20 protein-coding genes are annotated in these 18,698 nt (G+C 67.5%); 10 read left to right on the plus strand and 10 right to left on the minus strand.

The window, feature by feature from the left end:
- Positions 1–80: 80 nt before the first annotated feature.
- Positions 81–479 carry a metallopeptidase family protein gene (locus tag ASF31_RS10355; protein WP_055754698.1) on the plus strand — a complete coding sequence of 133 codons (399 nt, stop codon included), beginning with the start codon at positions 81–83 and terminating at the stop codon, positions 477–479.
- A gap of 7 nt (positions 480–486) precedes the next feature.
- Here ASF31_RS10355 and ASF31_RS10360 read toward each other — a convergent pair whose 3' ends face one another.
- Positions 487–1,182 (minus strand): MarC family protein, encoded by a 696-nt coding sequence (locus ASF31_RS10360; RefSeq protein ID WP_055754572.1) that lies wholly within the window; start codon positions 1,180–1,182, stop codon positions 487–489.
- 83 nt (positions 1,183–1,265) lie between these two features.
- Between ASF31_RS10360 and pyrF the strand changes: the two genes are divergently transcribed.
- Positions 1,266–1,994, plus strand: coding sequence for an orotidine-5'-phosphate decarboxylase (gene pyrF, locus ASF31_RS10365; protein ID WP_055754573.1), 729 nt, complete (start codon positions 1,266–1,268; stop codon positions 1,992–1,994).
- A gap of 48 nt (positions 1,995–2,042) precedes the next feature.
- Here pyrF and ASF31_RS10370 read toward each other — a convergent pair whose 3' ends face one another.
- A complete protein-coding gene (locus tag ASF31_RS10370) occupies positions 2,043–3,197 on the minus strand; it encodes a hypothetical protein (RefSeq protein WP_055754574.1) in 1,155 nt (384 codons plus the stop codon).
- Between the two features lie 98 nt (positions 3,198–3,295).
- The gene (locus ASF31_RS10375; protein ID WP_082465113.1) at positions 3,296–3,553 is read right to left on the minus strand and encodes a DUF1674 domain-containing protein; all 258 of its coding nucleotides are present in this window, start codon (positions 3,551–3,553) and stop codon (positions 3,296–3,298) included.
- An 86-nt stretch (positions 3,554–3,639) separates the two neighbouring features.
- On the opposite strand from ASF31_RS10375, the gene htpX reads away from it, so the two are divergent.
- Positions 3,640–4,605, plus strand: a complete 966-nt coding sequence (gene htpX / locus ASF31_RS10380; protein WP_055754575.1) for a zinc metalloprotease HtpX — start codon at positions 3,640–3,642, stop codon at positions 4,603–4,605.
- 120 nt (positions 4,606–4,725) lie between these two features.
- Positions 4,726–6,333 (plus strand): M20/M25/M40 family metallo-hydrolase, encoded by a 1,608-nt coding sequence (locus ASF31_RS10385; RefSeq protein WP_055754576.1) that lies wholly within the window; start codon positions 4,726–4,728, stop codon positions 6,331–6,333.
- Between the two features lie 46 nt (positions 6,334–6,379).
- Here ASF31_RS10385 and ASF31_RS10390 read toward each other — a convergent pair whose 3' ends face one another.
- Positions 6,380–7,555: an acetyl-CoA C-acetyltransferase gene (locus ASF31_RS10390; protein ID WP_055754577.1), complete on the minus strand. Its 1,176-nt coding sequence runs from the start codon at positions 7,553–7,555 to the stop codon at positions 6,380–6,382.
- Positions 7,556–7,715: 160 nt separating this feature from the next.
- Between ASF31_RS10390 and ASF31_RS10395 the strand changes: the two genes are divergently transcribed.
- The 3 genes from ASF31_RS10395 (at position 7,716) to ASF31_RS10405 (ending at position 9,499) form a co-directional block, all read left to right on the plus strand.
- Positions 7,716–8,429, plus strand: a complete 714-nt coding sequence (locus ASF31_RS10395) for a hemolysin III family protein (protein ID WP_017505478.1) — start codon at positions 7,716–7,718, stop codon at positions 8,427–8,429.
- 90 nt (positions 8,430–8,519) lie between these two features.
- Positions 8,520–9,149 (plus strand): polyhydroxyalkanoate synthesis repressor PhaR, encoded by a 630-nt coding sequence (gene phaR / locus ASF31_RS10400; RefSeq protein WP_055754578.1) that lies wholly within the window; start codon positions 8,520–8,522, stop codon positions 9,147–9,149.
- Positions 9,146–9,499 (plus strand): hypothetical protein, encoded by a 354-nt coding sequence (locus ASF31_RS10405; RefSeq protein ID WP_055754579.1) that lies wholly within the window; start codon positions 9,146–9,148, stop codon positions 9,497–9,499. The genes phaR and ASF31_RS10405 overlap by 4 nt, the downstream gene beginning before the upstream one ends.
- A gap of 199 nt (positions 9,500–9,698) precedes the next feature.
- Here the strand turns inward: ASF31_RS10405 and ASF31_RS10410 are convergent, their stop codons facing one another.
- The 3 genes from ASF31_RS10410 to ASF31_RS10420 form a co-directional block, all read right to left on the minus strand.
- Complete coding sequence (locus ASF31_RS10410; protein ID WP_055754580.1) at positions 9,699–10,124, minus strand: hypothetical protein; 426 nt, start codon at positions 10,122–10,124, stop codon at positions 9,699–9,701.
- 83 nt (positions 10,125–10,207) lie between these two features.
- Positions 10,208–11,122: a hydroxymethylglutaryl-CoA lyase gene (locus ASF31_RS10415; protein WP_055754581.1), complete on the minus strand. Its 915-nt coding sequence runs from the start codon at positions 11,120–11,122 to the stop codon at positions 10,208–10,210.
- A complete protein-coding gene (locus ASF31_RS10420) occupies positions 11,122–12,834 on the minus strand; it encodes a glycosyltransferase family 39 protein (RefSeq protein ID WP_055754582.1) in 1,713 nt (570 codons plus the stop codon). Before ASF31_RS10420 ends, ASF31_RS10415 begins: the two co-directional genes overlap by 1 nt.
- Positions 12,835–12,910: 76 nt before the next feature.
- Between ASF31_RS10420 and ASF31_RS10425 the strand changes: the two genes are divergently transcribed.
- Positions 12,911–13,639, plus strand: a complete 729-nt coding sequence (locus ASF31_RS10425; protein ID WP_055754583.1) for a glycosyltransferase family 2 protein — start codon at positions 12,911–12,913, stop codon at positions 13,637–13,639.
- A gap of 102 nt (positions 13,640–13,741) precedes the next feature.
- Here ASF31_RS10425 and groL read toward each other — a convergent pair whose 3' ends face one another.
- Complete coding sequence (gene groL / locus ASF31_RS10430) at positions 13,742–15,388, minus strand: chaperonin GroEL (RefSeq protein WP_055754584.1); 1,647 nt, start codon at positions 15,386–15,388, stop codon at positions 13,742–13,744.
- Positions 15,389–15,441: 53 nt separating this feature from the next.
- The gene (gene groES / locus ASF31_RS10435; protein WP_008259448.1) at positions 15,442–15,729 is read right to left on the minus strand and encodes a co-chaperone GroES; all 288 of its coding nucleotides are present in this window, start codon (positions 15,727–15,729) and stop codon (positions 15,442–15,444) included.
- Between the two features lie 298 nt (positions 15,730–16,027).
- Here groES and ASF31_RS10440 point away from each other — a divergent pair, with 298 nt between their 5' ends.
- Positions 16,028–16,450, plus strand: coding sequence for a hypothetical protein (locus tag ASF31_RS10440; RefSeq protein WP_055754585.1), 423 nt, complete (start codon positions 16,028–16,030; stop codon positions 16,448–16,450).
- A gap of 59 nt (positions 16,451–16,509) precedes the next feature.
- On the opposite strand, the gene pgi is transcribed toward ASF31_RS10440, so the two are convergent.
- Positions 16,510–18,117, minus strand: coding sequence for a glucose-6-phosphate isomerase (gene pgi, locus ASF31_RS10445; protein ID WP_055754700.1), 1,608 nt, complete (start codon positions 18,115–18,117; stop codon positions 16,510–16,512).
- A 135-nt stretch (positions 18,118–18,252) separates the two neighbouring features.
- On the opposite strand from pgi, the gene ASF31_RS10450 reads away from it, so the two are divergent.
- Positions 18,253–18,693 (plus strand): hypothetical protein, encoded by a 441-nt coding sequence (locus ASF31_RS10450; RefSeq protein WP_235551313.1) that lies wholly within the window; start codon positions 18,253–18,255, stop codon positions 18,691–18,693.
- Positions 18,694–18,698 lie beyond the last annotated feature (5 nt).

Below are 18,698 nucleotides of genomic sequence, written 5' to 3' on the forward strand. Positions count from 1 at the left end.
GCGCGCGAAAAAGCGGCAGTCTCGTGATCGCGTCATCGCGCCCCGTTGCGGCAGGGCGTCGGGGCGGCGATATCGCGGGCATGACCGACCCGATCGCCCCCTCCCTCGACGACTTCGCCCGCCTGGCTCAGGAGGCGTTCGACGCCCTGCCCGGACCGTTCAAGCAGGCGGCGGGCGAGGTGGTCATCCGCATCGACGACTTCGCCGACGAGGCGACGCTGGCGGAGATGGAGATCGAGGATCCGTTCGAGCTGACGGGCCTGTATCATGGCGTGGACATCGGCCGGCGCGACAGCCTGGGCCCGGCGGCCGAGCCGTCGCGGGTCTTCCTCTATCGGCGTCCCATCCTGGACGAGTGGTGCGAGCGCGGCGACGTGGGGATCGGCGAACTGATCGCCCACGTCCTGATCCACGAGATCGGCCATCACCTGGGTCTGACCGACGACGACATCCACGCCATCGAGGACGACACGGACTGAACCCGGCCTATTTGGTCGCCGGATAGGGCGTCGTCACCGCGCCGGAGATCATGCCGGGAATGGCCTCGCCCAGGCCCAGCAGGATGAACTGGATTGCCAGGGCGCACAGGATCAGCCCCAGCACCTTGACGATGATCGCCATGCCGACCTCGCCCAGCAGGCGGCTGAGCGACCCGGTCAGGGCGAAACAGACGAAGGAGACGGCGCAGGCCGCCGCGATCGCCACCAGCGAGCCCATGGTTCCAGCATAGCCCAGCTTGGCCGCCTCGCCCGCCTGGATGATGACCGCCGAGATGGCGCCGGGGCCGATCATCAGCGGGATGGCGAAGGGCACGACCAGGCGTTGGAAACGTCGGCGGGCATAGCCGCGCACGTCCTTGGAATCGGCCAGCGCATCCTTGTCGGCGAACATGGCCAGGAAGTCGCCGCGCGCCATGTCCAGCCCCAGGAACAGCAGCAATATGCCGCCCGCGATGCGGAACGCCGCCAGCGAAATGCCAAAGAACTGCAACAGGCCCAGGCCTGTGAACAGGAAGAAGGCCAGGAAGACGGCGGCGAAGGCGCAGATCAGGGCCGAGACCGAAATCCGCTGACGCAGGGTCGCCCCGGCCGTCGCGGCGGCGAAGATCGGCAGATTGCCGATCGGGTCCACCAGGGCGAACAGGGTCACGAACAGGTTGACACCCAAATCGACTGCGTTCATCGCCTGCCCTCGCCCTCAATCCATCACGCCGCCCTGCCGACGCGCCCTCGTGTCCGGCATAGCCGCTCAGCGCGAGTCCGTCGATGACCGATCCCCAAACCTCCTCCGATCGCGCGCCCGACGAGCGGATCATCTGCGCCCTGGACGTCCCGACGACGGCCGAGGCGGCCGCTCTGGCCGAGCGGATCGGCGACGCGATCGGCTTCTATAAGGTCGGACTGCAACTGTTCGCGGTCGACGGCATGGCGCTGGCGCGTGAGCTGAAGGCGCAGGGGCGAAAGATCTTCCTGGACTGGAAACTGCACGACATCGGCGCGACCGTGGAGAAGGCGACGGCCAATCTGGCGGGCGCCGATTGCGACCTGCTGACGGTGCATGCGCGGCCCCAGGTCATGGCGGCGGCGGCGCGCGGCGCGGCGGGTTCAAAGATGAAGGTGCTGGGGGTTACGGTCCTGACCAGCCTGACGGCCGACGATTTGGCCGCCGACGACCACAGCCTGTCGCCGGCCGATCTGGTCGACCGGCGCGTGAGGCAGGCGCTTGAGGCCGGGATCGACGGCGTCGTCTCCAGCCCGCACGAGGCAGCGCGTGCTCGGGCTCTGGCGGACGAGGCGGGCCGGCCCGACTTTCTGATCGTCACGCCCGGCGTACGACCGGTCGGCGCCGCGCTGGACGATCAGGCGCGGGCGGCGACGCCACAGGCGGCGCTTCAGGCCGGCGCGACCCATCTGGTCATCGGCCGGCCGATCACGGCGGCGACCGATCCGCGCGCGGCCGCGCAAGCGATCGCACAGCAGATCGCCCTGATCTGAGACAGACCAGGGCGACCGTTCGTCTTCAGTTATTCCAGCGCGAAGCGATCAGCCGCGCTCGCCCGGCTCCTGGGCGTAGCCGTGACGCGGCGGGGCGTGGGGCGCAGGCGCCTCGGGCGGCGGCAGATCGCCGTAGTAGCCCGACGGCACCGGCGGGGGGGGCGGAGGCGGCGGGGCGGTGTTCACTTCCGGCGGCGCGACATAGACCTGGGCCGGGGCCACATTGACCGGTGCGGACTGCACATAGACCGGCGACTGATCGACATAGACCGGGCCGCCGACCTCGACCTGGGCGGGCGCGACATTGACCTGGGCCGGGGCGACCTGGATGTGTTGCGGGCCGATGTTGACGGGCGCCGACTGCACATAGACCGGGGCCTGATCGACGTAGACGGGCGGGCCGACATCGACCTGGGCCGGGGCCAGGTTCACCTGCGACGGAGCCACCTGAACGCGCTGCGGCCCGATGTTCACCGGCGGCGCCTGCACATAGATGGGCGGCTGTTCGATATAGGTGGGCGGTCCCATCTCGATCTGGGGCGGGGCCATGCTGACCTGAGACGGGGCGACATAGATGCGCTGCGGCGCGATCTGGACGGGCGGCGCCTGGACATAGACCGGCGGCTGATCGACGTAGCTTTGCTCGTAACGCTGCTCATAGCGTTGTTCGTAGCGAACCGGCGGGCGAACGGGCGGACGGCAGTTGCAGTCGACCGGACGTCCCGGATACGGACGCCAGCCGATGTAGTCACGGCCGAACCCATAGACCGGATAGCCGACCGGGGCGCTGACCGGAGGACGGCCGACCAGGACCGAGGTCGCGCTGACGCCGCCGACATAGCCGCCGCCGTAATAGCCGTCCGAATAACCGCCGCTTCCGACGTAGGTCGTGCCGCCGCCGACATAGCCGCGTTGGAAGCTGGACGAACTGGAATAGGATCGGGCGCTGCTCGCCGAATAGCTGGAGGCGCTCGCATAGGCGTTGGCGTTGGCGTTGGCGCCGCCGTTCACGTTCACATTGACGTTGTGGTTGGCGTTGTAGTTGCCGCCGCCATAGTGACCGCCGCCGCCGCATCCGCCGCCGCAGCCGCCGCCGGGGTGGCCGCCACCATAACCCCCGTGACCGGGACCACCGGCCAAAGCGGGCGCTGCGGAGAGCAGCAGAGCCGCCGACGCGGCGGTAAGTATCGACTGTATCGTCACGGGACAGACTCCTCTGAGTTGTCCCGTGACTGGCAAGTCCGGCGCCTGTTTCTTAAGGCGTGGTTAACCTTTGCGCCCGTCGCAGCAGGCCCGGCGGGTCAGAAATCGACCGCCAGCCCCTTCTTCTCCCAGTCGCCGAAACGGGTCGGTTCGGGACCGGTCGGACCGCCGTATTCCGTATCCGCTTGAACCGTCGATTCCGCCGCGCGACGATCCGCCGCTTCCTGAAGCGCGCGCCGCGCGGCCTCGCTGAGCTGCCGTTCAGGCGTGGCGTGGGGCACGTCGGCATTGAAAACGGGCGCCGCAACCGGCGTTTCGTCGGCGTCATTCGGCGCGAGGGTGGGATGTTCGGTCACAGGGCGGCTCCCTTGAGGCTTGATGCGCCTTCTCTCAAATAGAGGTTCAAGCCCGTGACGCCAGACGGATCGGGAATGGAACCGCGATGAACCATCTGAAGACCTTCATTCTGTTGGCGGCGATGACTGCCCTGTTCGCAGGGGTCGGCTATATGATCGGTCGCGGCCCCGGCATGGCGATCGCCCTGCTGCTCGCGGGCGGGATGAATCTGTTCAGCTACTGGAACGCCGACAAGATCGTGCTGAAGATGTACCGGGCCCAGCCGGTAGATGAGCAGCACCCCAACGCCGTGGTCCGCAACTATGTCGCCGACGTGCGTCAGATGGCCCGCGACGCCGGCCTGCCCCAGCCGCAGGTCGCCATCATTCCCAATGATCAGCCCAACGCCTTCGCCACGGGCCGAAACCCCGAGAACGCCGCCGTCTGCGCCACTACCGGCCTGCTGGACATGCTGACGCGCGAGGAGGTGCGCGGGGTGATGGCGCACGAGCTGGCCCATGTGAAGAACCGCGACACCCTGATCATGACGGTGACGGCGACCATCGCGGGCGCCATCGCGGCGCTCGCCAACTTCGCCCTGTTCTTCGGCGGCAACGACCGCGAGCGGCCGGGCGGCATTATTGGCACGATCGCCCTGATGCTGCTAGCGCCCATGGCCGCCGGCCTGGTGCAGATGGCCATCAGCCGGGGCCGCGAATATGAGGCCGACCGCGTCGGCGCCGAGATCGCCGGCGATCCCCAGGCCCTGGCTTCGGCCCTGCAGAAGATCGACGCCTATGCCAGGCGGATCACCAATCAGACGGCCGAGCGCAATCCGGCCTCGGGTCAGATGTTCATCATCAATCCGCTGGCGGGACGCGGCGCGGACAATCTGTTCTCAACCCATCCGGCGACGGGAAACCGCGTCCGGGCCTTGATGGAGCTGGGCGCGAAGATGGGCATGCAGCCGCGCGCCCGAACGCCGGACCTGACCCAGCCGCGACCGGCCGCCGGTTTCACGACCACGGGCGTCCCGACCACCCCGAGCGAGCCGCGCGGCCCCTGGGGGTGACGATGCGGGTGAACATGGGGCTGATCGTCGCGGCCTGAACGCCGTTTGCGGTTTGCACTCCGCGACCGGATCACCTCAGATGCGCCCCTGTTCAGCCATCGGGCTTTCTTGGGGAAATCCATGTCGCGTCTGCTCGCCTTCGTCTCCGCCGCCGCTCTTCTCGCCACGCCGGTCGCCGCCCAGTCGGTGGACCGCGTCGCCGTCAACGGCATCATCGATCAGGGGCTGAACCACAGCCAGGTGATGCAGACCGCCGCCTATCTGACCGACCGGATCGGTGGGCGAATGACCAACTCGCCCCAGATGCGCGAAGCCGAACGCTGGGCGCAGCAGCAGTTCCGCGACTACGGTCTGTCCGACGTGCGCGCCGAAGGGTTCGAGTTCGGCCGGGGCTGGTCCATCGTCCGCTCCAGCGCCCGCATGACCGCGCCGCGCCCGCTGGATCTGCGCGCCATCCCGGTGGCCTGGACGCCCTCGACCAATGGCGTGATCAGCGGCGGCGTGATCGTGGCCCCGATCTCCAAGGTCGAGGATTTCGACAAGTGGCGCGGTAAGCTGTCGGGCAAGATCGTCATGCTGTCCCAGCCGGGCACGGGATCGGAGCCGACCGAGCCGGCCTTCCGCCGCTGGACCAGCGCCGAACTGGCCGAGCGCAACACCTATAATCAGCCTCAACATTCGCCGGCCGCCATCGAACGCTCGCTGAAGACCGTCAACTTCGCCAATCAGCTGGACGCCTTCCTGGCTGAACAAGGCGCCCTGGCCTGGGTGCGGATTTCCCAGCGTGACGGCGGCCTACTGCACGGCACGGGCTACACCTATCAGGTCGGCGCCACGCCCAAGCTGGCGGGGATGGAGCTGGCGGCCGAGGACTATCGCCGCTTGGCGCGCCTCGCCCTGACCGACGCGCCGCCGACGCTGGAGCTGATGAGCGAGGTCCGGTTCCACGACGAGGACGTCAACGCCTACAACATCCTGGCCGACATCCCCGGCACGGCGCGCGGAACCGAATACGTCATGGCGGGCGCCCATCTGGACAGCTGGGTCGCCTCGGACGGCGCGGTCGACAACGCCGCCGGCAGCGCGGTGGTCATGGAGGCCGCGCGCATCCTGAAGGCCCTCAACGTCAAGCCCAAGCGCACCATCCGTTTCGCCCTGTGGAACGGCGAAGAGCAAGGCATCCTGGGCTCGCTGGCCTATGTGGACCGGCATTTGGCGACGCGCGCGCCGTCGAACGATCCGGCGCTGTCGGGCCTGCCGGACAACCGCACTTGGCGCAGCCGCTGGCCGATTGAGCCGCGCGCCGGCTATCGCGATCTGGTCGCCTATTTCAATCTGGACAACGGCTCGGGCAAGATCCGCGGCATCAACGCCGAGGGCAATGTCGCCGCCGCCCCGATCTTCCAGGAATGGCTGGCGCCGTTCGCCAGCATGGGCGCGACGACGGTCTCGCTGCGCAATTCGGGCGGCACCGACCACGTCTATATGCAGACCGTCGGCGTGCCGGGATATCAGTTCATCCAGGACCCGCTCGACTATTCCAGCCGCCTGCACCACACCAGCATCGACAGCTATGACCACCTGAAGGCCGAGGACCTGCGTCAGGCGGCCGTCATCTTGGCCAGTTTCCTGCTGAACGCCGCCAACCGCGACGAACCCCTGCCCCGCATGCCGCTGCCGACCCAGCCCACGCCGAGCGATCCGTTCGAGTATCCCGCGGCGGATTAAGATTTGAGGGGGAGAGGGAGACCTCGCCCCTTTTCTTCTTAGCGGATCACGCGCGCTCGACGCACATGGCCACGCCCATGCCGCCGCCGATGCACAGGGTCGCCAGACCCTTCTTCGCGCCCGAGCGCTTCATCTCGAACAGAAGCGTCGTAAGGATGCGCGCGCCCGAGGCGCCGATGGGGTGGCCGATGGCGATGGCGCCGCCGTTGACGTTGACCTTGGCCGGGTCGAGACCCAGTTCCTTGACCACGCACAGGCTCTGGGCGGCGAAGGCCTCGTTGGACTCGACCAGATCCAGATCCGCGACGCTCCAGCCCGCCTTCTCCAGCGCCTTCTTGGACGCCGGGATCGGGCCGGTCCCCATGATCGATGGATCGACGCCGGCGGTGGCGTAGGAGGCGATGCGGGCCAGCGGCTCCAGCCCGCGCGTCTTGGCCTCGTCGGCGCTCATCAGCACCAGGGCGGCGGCCCCGTCGTTCAGCCCGGAGGCATTGGCGGCGGTGACGCTGCCCTCCTTGGTGAAGGCGGGTTTGAGCTTCTGCATCAGCTCCAGCGTCGCGCCGTGGCGGATGTATTCGTCCTTGTCGACCGTCACATCGCCCTTGCGGCCGGGGATGACGACCGGCGTGACCTCGTCATCGAACTTGCCGGCGTTCTGGGCCGTCTCGGCCTTGTGCTGGCTGGCCAGCCCGAATTCGTCCTGCGCCTCGCGGCTGATGGACCATTTTTCGGCGATATTCTCGGCCGTCTGACCCATATGATAGCCGTTGAAGGCGTCCCACAGGCCGTCCTTGACCATGGTGTCGACCAGGGCGACGTCGCCCATCTTGTGTCCGTTGCGCAGCTGCTGGGCGTGCGGCGCCTGGCTCATGCTCTCCTGTCCGCCGGCGACGACGATCCTGGCGTCGCCCAGAGCGATCTGCTGGGCGGCGATGGCGACGGCGCGAAGGCCCGAGCCGCAGATCTGGTTCAGGCTCCAGGCGGCGGCTTCCTTTCGAACGCCCGCGCCGACGGCCGCCTGGCGCGCAGGGCCCTGACCCGCGGCGGCCTGCAGCACATGACCCAGGATCACCTCATCGACCTCGTCGCCGGAAACACCGGCCCGTTCCAGCGCCGCCTTGATGGCGATCTCGCCCAGCTTGGACGCCGGAAGCGACGACAGGGCGCCCAAGAAGGAGCCGACCGGGGTGCGCGCGGCGGAAACGATGACGACGTCGGTCATGGGATTTCACTCTTTGGAGAATAACTCGGCGTGACCGTTTTGCCGCATTGCAGCGCGTTCGTCACCTGCGACGACATGGACAGGGCGCGATTCAGCCAATCGTCACCCTGTCGGCGCATTGTCGGGGAACGATAAAGGCGATCGACGGATTGGAAGGTCCATGCTGCGCACGCTGAAACGTCTTGTCACCCACGTCTGCACGCCGGACGAGCTGGACATGATCGAGCACTATCCGACGCGCGCGGAAAAGCTGGCGGATCTGTGGGTCCACGTCGTCGGCCTGATGCTGGCGGCGGTCGGCGGCATCATCCTGGCTGGTCTGGCCGGGGTCTATGCGGGGATCGGCGGCGTGATGGCCACCGCCATCTACGCCCTGTGCCTCGTCGGCATGCTGACGGCCTCGACAATCTACAACTGGACCAACCCCTGCGCCGCGCGGCCGGTGCTGCGGCGACTGGACGAGGCGGCGATCTTCCTGATGATCGCCGGCAGCTACACCCCCTTCACCACCCAACGGTTCGAGGGTCTGTGGGCCATCGGATTCACCACCCTGATCTGGACCCTGGCTTTCCTCGGCGCCGGGGTGAAGCTGTTCGCGCCGCGCATCTCGGACAAGTTCTGGAGCGGCGTCTATGTCGTCTTCGGCTGGCTGGCGGTCGCGGCGCTGAAGCCGATGGTCGAGACGGTGCATCCGATCGCCTTGGCCCTGCTGGTCATCGGCGGCCTGATCTATACCGCCGGTGTCTTCGTCTTCATCAGCCCGCGCGTGAAGTTCCGCCGCGCCATCTGGCACGGATTCGTCGTCACCGGAGCGACCGTGCATTGGACAGCCGTCTTGGTCGGCGTCGTGCTGGCCCCGGCCATGAGCCACTGATCGATCGTCCGTTCCCGGCGGTTTCGCCCCCTCTGGCGCATCGCGTCGCAACGGAGGATAGTGACGCGTTGCAACATCGCGAGAACAAGCGTGGCTGACGAAAAGACCAAGGGTGGAAAGACCGGCGACAGCGCTCAGGTCGTCATCAAGAAGTATGCGAACCGCAGGCTCTACAACACGCGGACCAGCGCCTATGTGACGCTGGAAGACCTGGCCACCATGGTGCGCGAGGGCACGGAGTTCGTCGTCTATGACGCCAAGACCAACGACGACCTGACCCGCCAGATCCTGACCCAGATCATCTTCGAGGAAGAGAGCCGGGGCGAGGCCTTGCTGCCGGTTCAGTTCCTGCGCCAGCTGATCGGCTTTTACGGCGGTCAGATGCAGGGCGTCCTGCCCTCCTATCTGGAGATGTCCTTGGCCAACTTCGGTCGTCAGCAGGAACAGTTCGCCAGTCAGATGGGCCGCGCCTTCGGCACCGGCGCGGGCGCGACCCTGATGGAGGACGCCGCGCGGGCCAATATGGCGATGTTCGAGCGCGCCATGCAGATGTTCCCGGCCTTCACCTATCCGCGCGCCGAGCCGACCCCGGCCGCGTCGGATGACAAGGCCGAGCCGGCCCCGCCGCCCGAGGCGCCGGACGCCCTGGACGAAATGCGTCGCCAGATGGACGAGATGCGCCGTCAGATCGAGAAACTGGCGGGCGGCAAGAGCAAATGACCGACCGGATCCAGGCCGTCGGCGGACCGGACCGGGTGGATCGCCGTGAAGGCGAACGCCGCGAGCGCGAGCGGCGCGCCCGATCCGCCTCGCGCGCCCTGGTCCCCGTCGATGCGCCTGAGATCGTCAAGCCCCAACCGACCCCGGCAAGAGCTGCCGTCCTGCCGACGCCCGAGCCCGGCGCCGCCGCCTTCGTCGCCCAGCAGATGGGCCAGAGCGGGCAGAAACGCGGCCTGCGCGGCGGCCCGCCAGTGCTGGACGCAGCCCGCTCCGCCTACCTCGGAGCCGAATATTCGGGTGCGGCCGAGCGTCGTCCGAAAACGGGCAAGACCGCCAAGACCGACATCTGAGCTGACGCCGCTCGGGCGGCACGGGGTTTGCTGGGGGCGAGGCAGAACGCTCTCAGCCGGACCCGCCCATGCCCGCCGTCTTCGCCCTCGCCGCCAAAGCCTTCGACGTCGCCGTCGTCGCCCTGATCTTCACGGCTTTTTCTTAAGGGCTATCGCGCTTCGCGCTACTTGAGCCCGTTGTTGGGGAGAGCCGTTCGGCTTACGCCCCGCCGAAATCGAAATCCTTGCGCGACGCGATGATGGTCACGATGAACCCGGCCAGCACGTCCAGCAGGATCATGATCACGATCAGAAAGAAGGTCGAGGTCGCGAACCCCGGCAGCAGCAGGAACTCCACCAGCACGCCGATGAACAGGATCATCGACAGGGCGTGATTGATGATGGCGATGCGCTGGCTGGATGTGGACTTCACCAGCTCGAAGAACAGCAGGATCAGGCCGAGAAACAGGATCAGGTCGCCGGATCCGATCGTCCATTGCGCGCCCGAGGTCATCGTGACGGAAAACAGCGGATCGCGCAGCAGCAAGTCCGCCTGCACCATCCCCGCCTCGCTCGGCGCGCCGAACAGCACCACGATATTGTAGAGCACCACCGGGATCAGCAGCAGCGGAATGGCGAGCAGCATGGACGGTCCTCTTCGCAGCCGGTCCAACGGCTACGCCTATTCACCCTGATTTAGCGCCGTTTGCGAAACGCCGCCACAAAGGTTCAAGCCTTGGGAAATCCACCTGCCCGGCTGAGCGCCGACGGCGCCGGCCGCCCGATGGCCTCGCCGATCCAGCGCGCCGTCGCGATCAGGGCGTCCAGGTCATAGCCGGTTTCGAACCCGCCGCGCGCCAGCATATAGGCCAGGTCTTCGGTGGCGATGTTTCCCGTGGCGCCCGGCGCGAACGGACAGCCGCCGATCCCCCCGACCGAGGCGTCCAGCACGTCGATCCCGGCCTCGACGCCGGCGTAGGCGTTGGCCAGGCCGGTGTTGCGGGTGTCGTGGAAATGCAGTCGCAGGATCGCGTCGGGCGCGGCCGCTTTGGCCGCCTCGACCTTTTTCGTCACCGCCCAGGGATCGCCTGCGCCGATGGTGTCGGCCAGACCGATCTCGCCGACGCCCATCTCGGCGATGGCGCCGACCATGTCCGCGACCTGGTCGACGGAAACCTCGCCCTCGAACGGACAGCCCCAGACGCAAGAGATCATGGCCGACAGCGACGGCGCGCCCTCGCTGGCCTCGGCGTTGTGGCGGCGGGCGACGATCTCGCCCAGCATGGCCAGTTGATCCTTCACCGCCAGGCCCTGGTTCTTCAGGCCGAAGCCGTCGGTGGCGGCGACCGAGACATTGACCTCGTCCACCCCGGTCGCCAGCGCCCGGTCATAGCCCTTGCCGTTCAACACGAGGCCGATGCGGCTGCGCCCCGCTTCGTGCGGCAGGGCGGCCATAACCTCTTCGGCGCCGGCCATCTGCGGCACATATTTGGGATGGACGAAGGAGACGGCCTCGATCCGTCTCGCCCCCGCCTGCTCGAGCCGCCGCACCAGATCGGCGCGGACGGCGGGCTCAAGCACCGCCTTTTCGTTCTGCAGGCCATCGCGCGGCCCGACTTCGACGATCTGGATGAAGCGGCCCATCACTCGGCTCCCGCTGCGGCGTTCCCGTTCCCGTTCCCGTTCCCGTTACCATTCCCGTTTCTGGGCGGCGGCGCATAGACGGTCAGGCTGACCGGATCGCCTGCCGAATAGTTGTAGCCGTTGACCGTCCCGACCGCGCGACCGGACACGCCCAGACGCGCGGCGGCCGCACGGAAGGCGTCGGCGTCGCGTCCTTCGACGATGGCGGGCCGCCCCTCGGCCAGGGCCTCGGCCGCGCCTTGGGCGTCGGTCAGGTCGGTGTCGCGTCCGGTCAGGAAGACGAAGCTGGGTTCATGGAAGCCGGTGATCGCCACCGGCCCCGGCGTGCGCCCCTGACGCGGGTGCAGGTCGGCCGCCTCCAGCGCCTTTTCAAGCTGTGGCGCGATGGCCAGGGGCCGCAGCTGGCGGATGGTGCCCGACAGGGCCGCGTGCGCCACGATCCCGAAGGCCAGCGAGGCGACCAGCGCTGCGACCGGCGCGCGGTTCAGCAGAAGGAAGCCCCCCATCGCCCCCGCCGCCAGCGCCATGACCACCGTCAGCGCCGCCCAGGTCTGGGCCGTCGAGGTGCCATAGACGGTCAACCCATAGACGGTGATGCCGATAATCAGCAGGGCCGCGAACGCGCCCAGCACCGCGCCGGTGATGCGCGAGACCTTGCCGATGGGTTGGGCCAGGGCCGCGGCCGCCAACAGGGCCAGCGCTCCGAAGGTCGGCAGGGTGTAGTGCCACAGCTTGGTCGGCGCCAGTTCGAACATCAGCCAGCCTGGGACCAGCCAGCAGACCAGGAACCGGATCGCCGGCTCGGCGCGTCGGCTCCACCCCGTCGAGACGGCGGCGGGCAAGAGCAGGGTCGAAGGGAAGAACAGCAGGGGCGCCAGCAGCAGATACATGCCGGGGAAGCCCGAATGGCTTTCATGCGCGCCGGCGATCTTGGGCGCCAGGTCCCCGCCGATGGCCTCGCGCCAGAAGCCGCCGTCAGTGGCGATGGTGATGGCGATGGCCCACGGCCCGACCATCAGGGCGACCAGCGGCAGGCCCCAACCCCAGCCGAGGCGATAAAGCCATTTTATGTTTCGATCCCAGATCGACAGGGCGATGATCGCCAAGGCCACGACCAGAAACCCGATCGGTCCCTTGATCAGGATCGACAGCCCGATCCCGATCCAGAACAGCAGCTTGTGCGGCCGGATCGGTCGTTCGCCCGCCTTCGTCGCCATATAGATGCGCGCCAACGCCGCCATGGCCAGGGTCGTCGCGCCGCACAGCATGGCGTCGGTCTTGGCGATCCCCGCCTCGGTGGACAAAAGGAAGGTCGCCCCCATGATGGCCCCGCCGAAGAAGCCGACCCGCCCGCCCAGCATGGCCGACCCCGCCCAGGCCACGGCCCAGGCCGCTAGCATGGCGCCCAGCAGGGATGGGATGCGATAGGGCGCGATTTCGCGGTCCTCGACATCCGAGGTCAGACCCACGGCGATCGCCTGCATCCAGTAGATGCCGACCGGCTTCTTCCAGCGCGGCTCGTCCTGATAGCGGATATCGACATAGTCGCCGCTTTCCAGCATCTGGGACGTGGCCTGGGCGAACCGGCTCTCGTCGCGATCCAGCGGCGGCAGCAGCAGCAGGCCCGGCAGGCCGGCGATCAACGTCAGCAGGGCCGCGAGAACCGGCCCGCGCCAGCCGGCGATGCGGCCATCCAGATCGAAAGTCTTCATTCCAGACTCCTTACACGGCGACCACGCCTGCGTCAGCCGTCTCCCCTAAGCTTCAGTTATCCTCTATGGAGCGCCGATGAGCGCTGAAAATCCCGATATCTCCGTCGTCGTTCCCGTCCATGACGAGGCGGGCGCCGCCGTGCCCCTGGCGCGCGAGATCGCCGCCGCCTTCGCTGGCCGTTCGTACGAGATGATCTTCGTCGATGACGCCTCGAAAGACGCGACCCTGGCCGAGCTGAAGGCGGCCATGGCCGAACTGCCAGCTCTCCGCGTGCTGGCCCACGGGACCAATGCGGGCCAGAGCCGCGCGGTCCGCACCGGCGTCCTGGCCGCGCGCGCGCCGGTCGTGGTGACGATGGACGGCGACGGCCAGAACCCGCCGGCCGATGCGCCCCGCCTGGTCGATGCGCTTCTGTCCGCCCCCGGCGACGTGGGCCTGGTCGGCGGCCGTCGCGCCAAACGCCAGGACACAGAGGCCAAACGCCAGGCCTCAATCTGGGCCAACCGCATCCGCCGCAAACTTCTGGGCGACGACGCCGACGACACCGGCTGCGGGCTGAAGGCTTTCCGCCGCGACGTCTTCCTGCGCCTGCCCTACTTCGATCACATCCACCGCTACCTGCCGGCCCTGATGATCCGCGAAGGGTTCAAGAACCAGTACCTCGATGTGGACCACCGCCACCGCGAGGTCGGTCGGTCGAAATACACCAACTGGGGCCGCCTGCGCGCGTCGGTCTCGGATCTGCTGGGCGTCATGTGGCTGAAGACGCGGTCCCGTAAGCCGGGCGCGATTTCGGAGTTCTGAGACAGCCCACACCCTCCCCGCGTCGCAGAGAGGATAGACAAACGAAAAGGGCGGGACCTTGCGGCCCCGCCCTTCTGCATTTCAGCGTCGGTCAGCTTGGACTTAGAAGTCCATGCCGCCCATGCCGCCCATGCCACCCATGTCAGGGGCCGAGGCGCCGCCCGACTTCTTGGGGGCGTCGGCGACGGCGGCTTCCGTCGTGATCAGGATGCCGGCCACCGAAGCGGCGTCTTGCAGGGCCGTGCGGACGACCTTGGCCGGGTCGATGACGCCCATCTGCACCAGGTCGCCGTACTCTTCGGTCTGGGCGTTGAAGCCGAACGAAGCGTCGCCGTTTTCCAGCACCTTGCCGACCACGATCGAACCTTCGACGCCCGAGTTTTCGGCGATCTGACGGATCGGAGCCTGCAGGGCGCGACGGATGATCGCGATGCCGGCGTTCTGGTCGGCGTTGTCGCCCTTGACGTCGGCCAGGATCTTGGAGGCCTTCAGCAGGGCGATGCCGCCGCCCGGAACGATGCCTTCGTCAGCCGCGGCGCGCGTGGCGTTCAGGGCGTCGTCGACGCGGTCCTTCTTTTCCTTCACTTCGACTTCGGTCGAACCGCCGACGCGGAGAACCGCGACGCCGCCGGCCAGCTTGGCCAGACGTTCCTGCAGCTTTTCCTTGTCGTAGTCGGAAGTGGTGTCTTCGATCTGGCGCTTGATCTGGGCCACGCGGGCTTCGATCTCGTCCTTGCCGCCGACGCCTTCGACGATGGTGGTGTCGTCCTTGGTGATCGTGACCTTCTTGGCTTTGCCGAGCATGTCGATGGTGACGCTCTCAAGCTTGATGCCCAGGTCTTCCGAGATGACCTGGCCGCCCGTCAGGATGGCGATGTCTTCCAGCATGGCCTTGCGGCGATCGCCGAAGCCAGGAGCCTTGACGGCGGCGACGCGCAGGCCGCCACGCAGCTTGTTGACGACCAGGGTCGCCAGGGCTTCGCCTTCGATGTCCTCGGCGATGATCAGCAGCGGACGGCCCGACTGCACCACGGCTTCCAGGATCGGCAGCATGGCTTGCAGCGAGGTCAGCTTCTTCTCGAACAGCAGGATGAGCGGCTCTTCGAGTTGGGCCTCCATCTTGTCGGCGTTGGTGATGAAGTAGGGCGACAGGTAGCCGCGGTCGAACTGCATGCCTTCAACGACATCGACGGTGGTGTCGGCGGTCTTGGCTTCCTCGACGGTGATGACGCCCTCGTTGCCGACCTTGGCCATCGCCTGAGCAATCAGCTCACCGATTTCCGAGTCGCCGTTGGCCGAGATGGTGCCGACCTGAGCGATTTCCGAGTTGTTGGAGACCGGCTTGGAGTTCGACTTGATCTCTTCCAGCACCAGGCCGACGGCCTTGTCGATGCCGCGCTTCAGATCCATCGGGTTCATGCCGGCTGCGACGGCCTTGAGGCCCTCTTGCACGATGGCTTGAGCCAGAACGGTTGCGGTGGTGGTGCCGTCGCCCGCCTTGTCGTTCGTTTTCGAAGCGACTTCGCGGATCATCTGGGCGCCCATGTTCTCGAAGGCGTCTTCCAGCTCGATCTCTTTGGCGACCGACACGCCGTCCTTGGTCGAGCGCGGAGCGCCGAAGGACTTCTGGATCACGACGTTGCGGCCCTTGGGCCCCAGCGTCACCTTGACGGCGTTGGCGAGCACGTTGACGCCGCGCAGCATCTTGTCGCGCGCGTCGGTGTTGAAGTGTACGATTTTAGCGGCCATGCGGGCAGCTCCTATCTATATGGATTAATTGAAGAACTTCAGACGTCGGGTGCTCAGGACAGCACGCCCAGGACGTCGGATTCCTTCATGATGATCAGGTCGTCGCCGTCGATCTTCACTTCCGTACCCGACCACTTGCCGAACAGGATGCGGTCGCCGGCCTTCAGCTCCAGAGCGTTGACCTTGCCGGATTCGTCACGGACGCCAGGGCCGACGGAGACGACTTCGCCTTCCTGGGGCTTTTCCTTGGCGGTGTCGGGGATGATGATGCCACCCTTGGTCTTGGATTCTTCTTCAACGCGCTTGACCAGCACGCGGTCGCCGAGCGGACGGAACGCCATCGGACTTCTCCCTGTAAAACCCCCGGATCGGGGCGTTTTTGAAACGGTGTGCGGCATTCCCGCGATCGCCGTTTTGGCAGCCGACCAGCGAGAGTGCTAACGCGAGCGGGAGTTAGGCAGAGGCAGGGTCATCGTCAAGCGGCGGCGATGGATCGCCGCGCGAATTCTCGGTGACAAATGAACCGAAAATGAATGCCGGCCTCCGGGGTCGTTCAAACTGGGAGCGATAGAATGCCCTCAACGCTGGATGCCTTCCCACCCCGGAAACGCAGATCGGCAAGCAAACAAGGAGACCAAGATGTCCAAGCTGCTGAAGATTACTGCGGTCGCCGCCGCCCCCGTCGTGGCCCTGAGCCTGATGGCCGCTCCGGCTTCCGCCCAATCGCGCGATCGCGACAACACCGGTCGTAACGCCCTGATCGGCGCCGCGGTGGGCGGTTTGGCCGGCGCCATCTATGGCAACGGCGACGGCAGCTACATCGCGGGCGGTGCGCTTGCCGGCGCGGCGCTGGGCGCGGTGGCCTCCAACCGCGGCTCGGGCTGCGAATACTACCGCGGCGGCCAGTGCTACCGTAACCAAGGCCATTGGGAGCGCGAGCACGGCATCGACCGCAGCCGCTCGGGCTACGACTACCGCTACGACAGCCGCCGTTACGACTCGCGCTATGACCGCCGCGACTATCGCAATGATCGCGACTACCGCTACGACCGCCGCTGGTAAGCGTTTGACAGTTTAGATGACTGGAAGGGCCCGTCCGGCAAGGACGGGCCCCTTTCGCGTCAGCCCATCAGGCGGCGCATCAGGGCCGCCGTGGACGGATCCAGGTCCGCCGAGGGGCCGCCCGTGTCCAAGTCCTTCAGGATCGCCTTGGCCAGGACCTTGCCCAGTTCGACGCCCCATTGGTCGAAGCTGTTGATGTCCCAGATCACGCCCTCGACGAAGGTCTTGTGCTCATAGAGGGCCAGCAGCGCGCCCAGGGTCTCGGGCGTCAGCCGCTCCATGACGATGGCCGTCGACGGACGGTTGCCGGTAAAGGTGCGGTGGGACGCCAGACGCGTCGCCTCCTCCTCCGACAATCCTTGCGCCAACCCCTCGGCCTTGCCGGCCTCGGTCGTCTTGCCCAGCATCAGGGCCTGGCCCTGAGCCAGCGCATTCGACCAAAGCGGCGACTCCGGCGCGTCCTCATGAGTCTTGGCCACGATGACGAACTCGGCCGGGACGGTCTGCGGCCCTTGGTGGATCTGCTGGAAGAAGGCGTGCTGGCCGTTGGTGCCGGGCTCGCCGAAGACGACGGGGCAGGTCTGGCGCGTCACCGGCGTGCCGTCGCGGTGCACCCGCTTGCCGTTCGACTCCATCTCCAGCTGCTGCAGGAAGGACGGCAGGCGGCGCAGGGCGTGGGCGTAAGGGGCGACGGTGCGGGCGGGCCGGTTCAGGCCATCGACGTTGAACACCTGGGCCAGGGCCAGCAGGATCGGCGCGTTTCGCTCCAGCGGCGCCGAGACGAAATGCGCATCCATCTCCGCGGCGCCCGCCAGCATCCGTTCGAACACGTCCCAGCCCAGGGCGATGCCGCACGACAGGCTGACCGCCGACCACAGCGAATACCGCCCACCGACCCAGTCCCGGAAGGCGAAGGTCCGACCGCAGCCGAAGGCCGCCGCCTTCTCCGGCGCCGCCGTCACCCCGATGAAGTGTTTCGTCATCCCCTCGGCCGGCAGCGACGCCGCCAGCCAGGCTTTCGCCGCCTCGGCGTTTGCCAAGGTTTCCTGCGTCGTGAAGGTCTTGGACACGACCACCACCAGGGTGGTCTCGGGATCGAGGCCGGTCAGCGCCTCGGCCATGTCGCGCGGATCAATGTTGGCGACGAAGCGCAGGTCGATGGCCGGGTCCAGCGGGCGCAGCGCATCCCAGACCACGCGCGGCCCCAGGTCTGACCCGCCGATGCCGACATGAACGATCGCCTCGAACTTGCGTCCCGTCGCGCTCGCCTCGGCGCCCGACCGCACGGCGTCGGCATAGGCCTTCATGTCCGCCCGCACGGCGTCCACCTCGGCCGAGACCGGCTCGCCCAGGGCCTTGAAGTCGGCGCCCGGCGCAGCGCGCAGAGCGGGGTGTAGGACCGCCCGCCCTTCCGTCAGATTGACGGCCTCGCCGGCGAACAGGGCCGCGCGCCGCTCCTCGACGTCGCTGGCGCGCGCCAGGTCCAGACAGGCGTCGAAGGCGGCCTTGGTCCAGCTCTGTTTCGATAGGTCGAGATAAAGACCCGCCGCCTCGACCGACATCCGCGCCAGCCGGTTGGGATCGGCGGCGAACTGATCCACAATCCGCGCGGAGGCGGCCTCGGCGGCGGCTTGGTCGAAGGCGGTCCAGGCGGCGTCGCGGGTCATCGTCGTCTCCATCGGGAATGACAGGGTAAACACTCGTTTACGGCTGGGGCGTATTCAGGTTCAACGTCCCAGCGGACGCTGAAACAGGAAGTCACCTCCATGTCCTGCGGCCTTGCTCTCACGATCGCCCTGGCGATGTCCAATCCCTCGGTGGCCCTGGCCGCCGAACAGCCGGCCGCCGCGCCCGGCGCGCCGATCTCGGTGGCGGGCGAGCCGCTGTTCGCCGACATCATCTCGCGCTCGGCCAGCCTGAAGGCCGTGGTGGACGGTTGGGCCGCCGCCAAGGCCGCCGACGACGCCGCCTTCTTCACCAGCCAGGCCTTCACCGGCTTCAAGGCCCAGGCCGAACAGTTGGCCGCCCTGGACATGCAGGGCCACCTGGTCCTGAAGGAACGCGGCACCGACGGCGATCTGAAATGCATCCTGCGCGGCATTTCCGAGGACATGCCCAAGAAGGTTCAGGCCGTTCAGGCCGCCGCCAACCCCGCCGAGCGCGCCACGGCCCTGTCGGAACTGTCCTATCTGCTGAACGACAACGTCGAAGTCATCACCGCCCCGCCCAAGCCGGAAGTCTGACGCCT

It is taken from the genome of Brevundimonas sp. Leaf280, from assembly GCF_001422455.1.
Taxonomy (GTDB): domain Bacteria; phylum Pseudomonadota; class Alphaproteobacteria; order Caulobacterales; family Caulobacteraceae; genus Brevundimonas.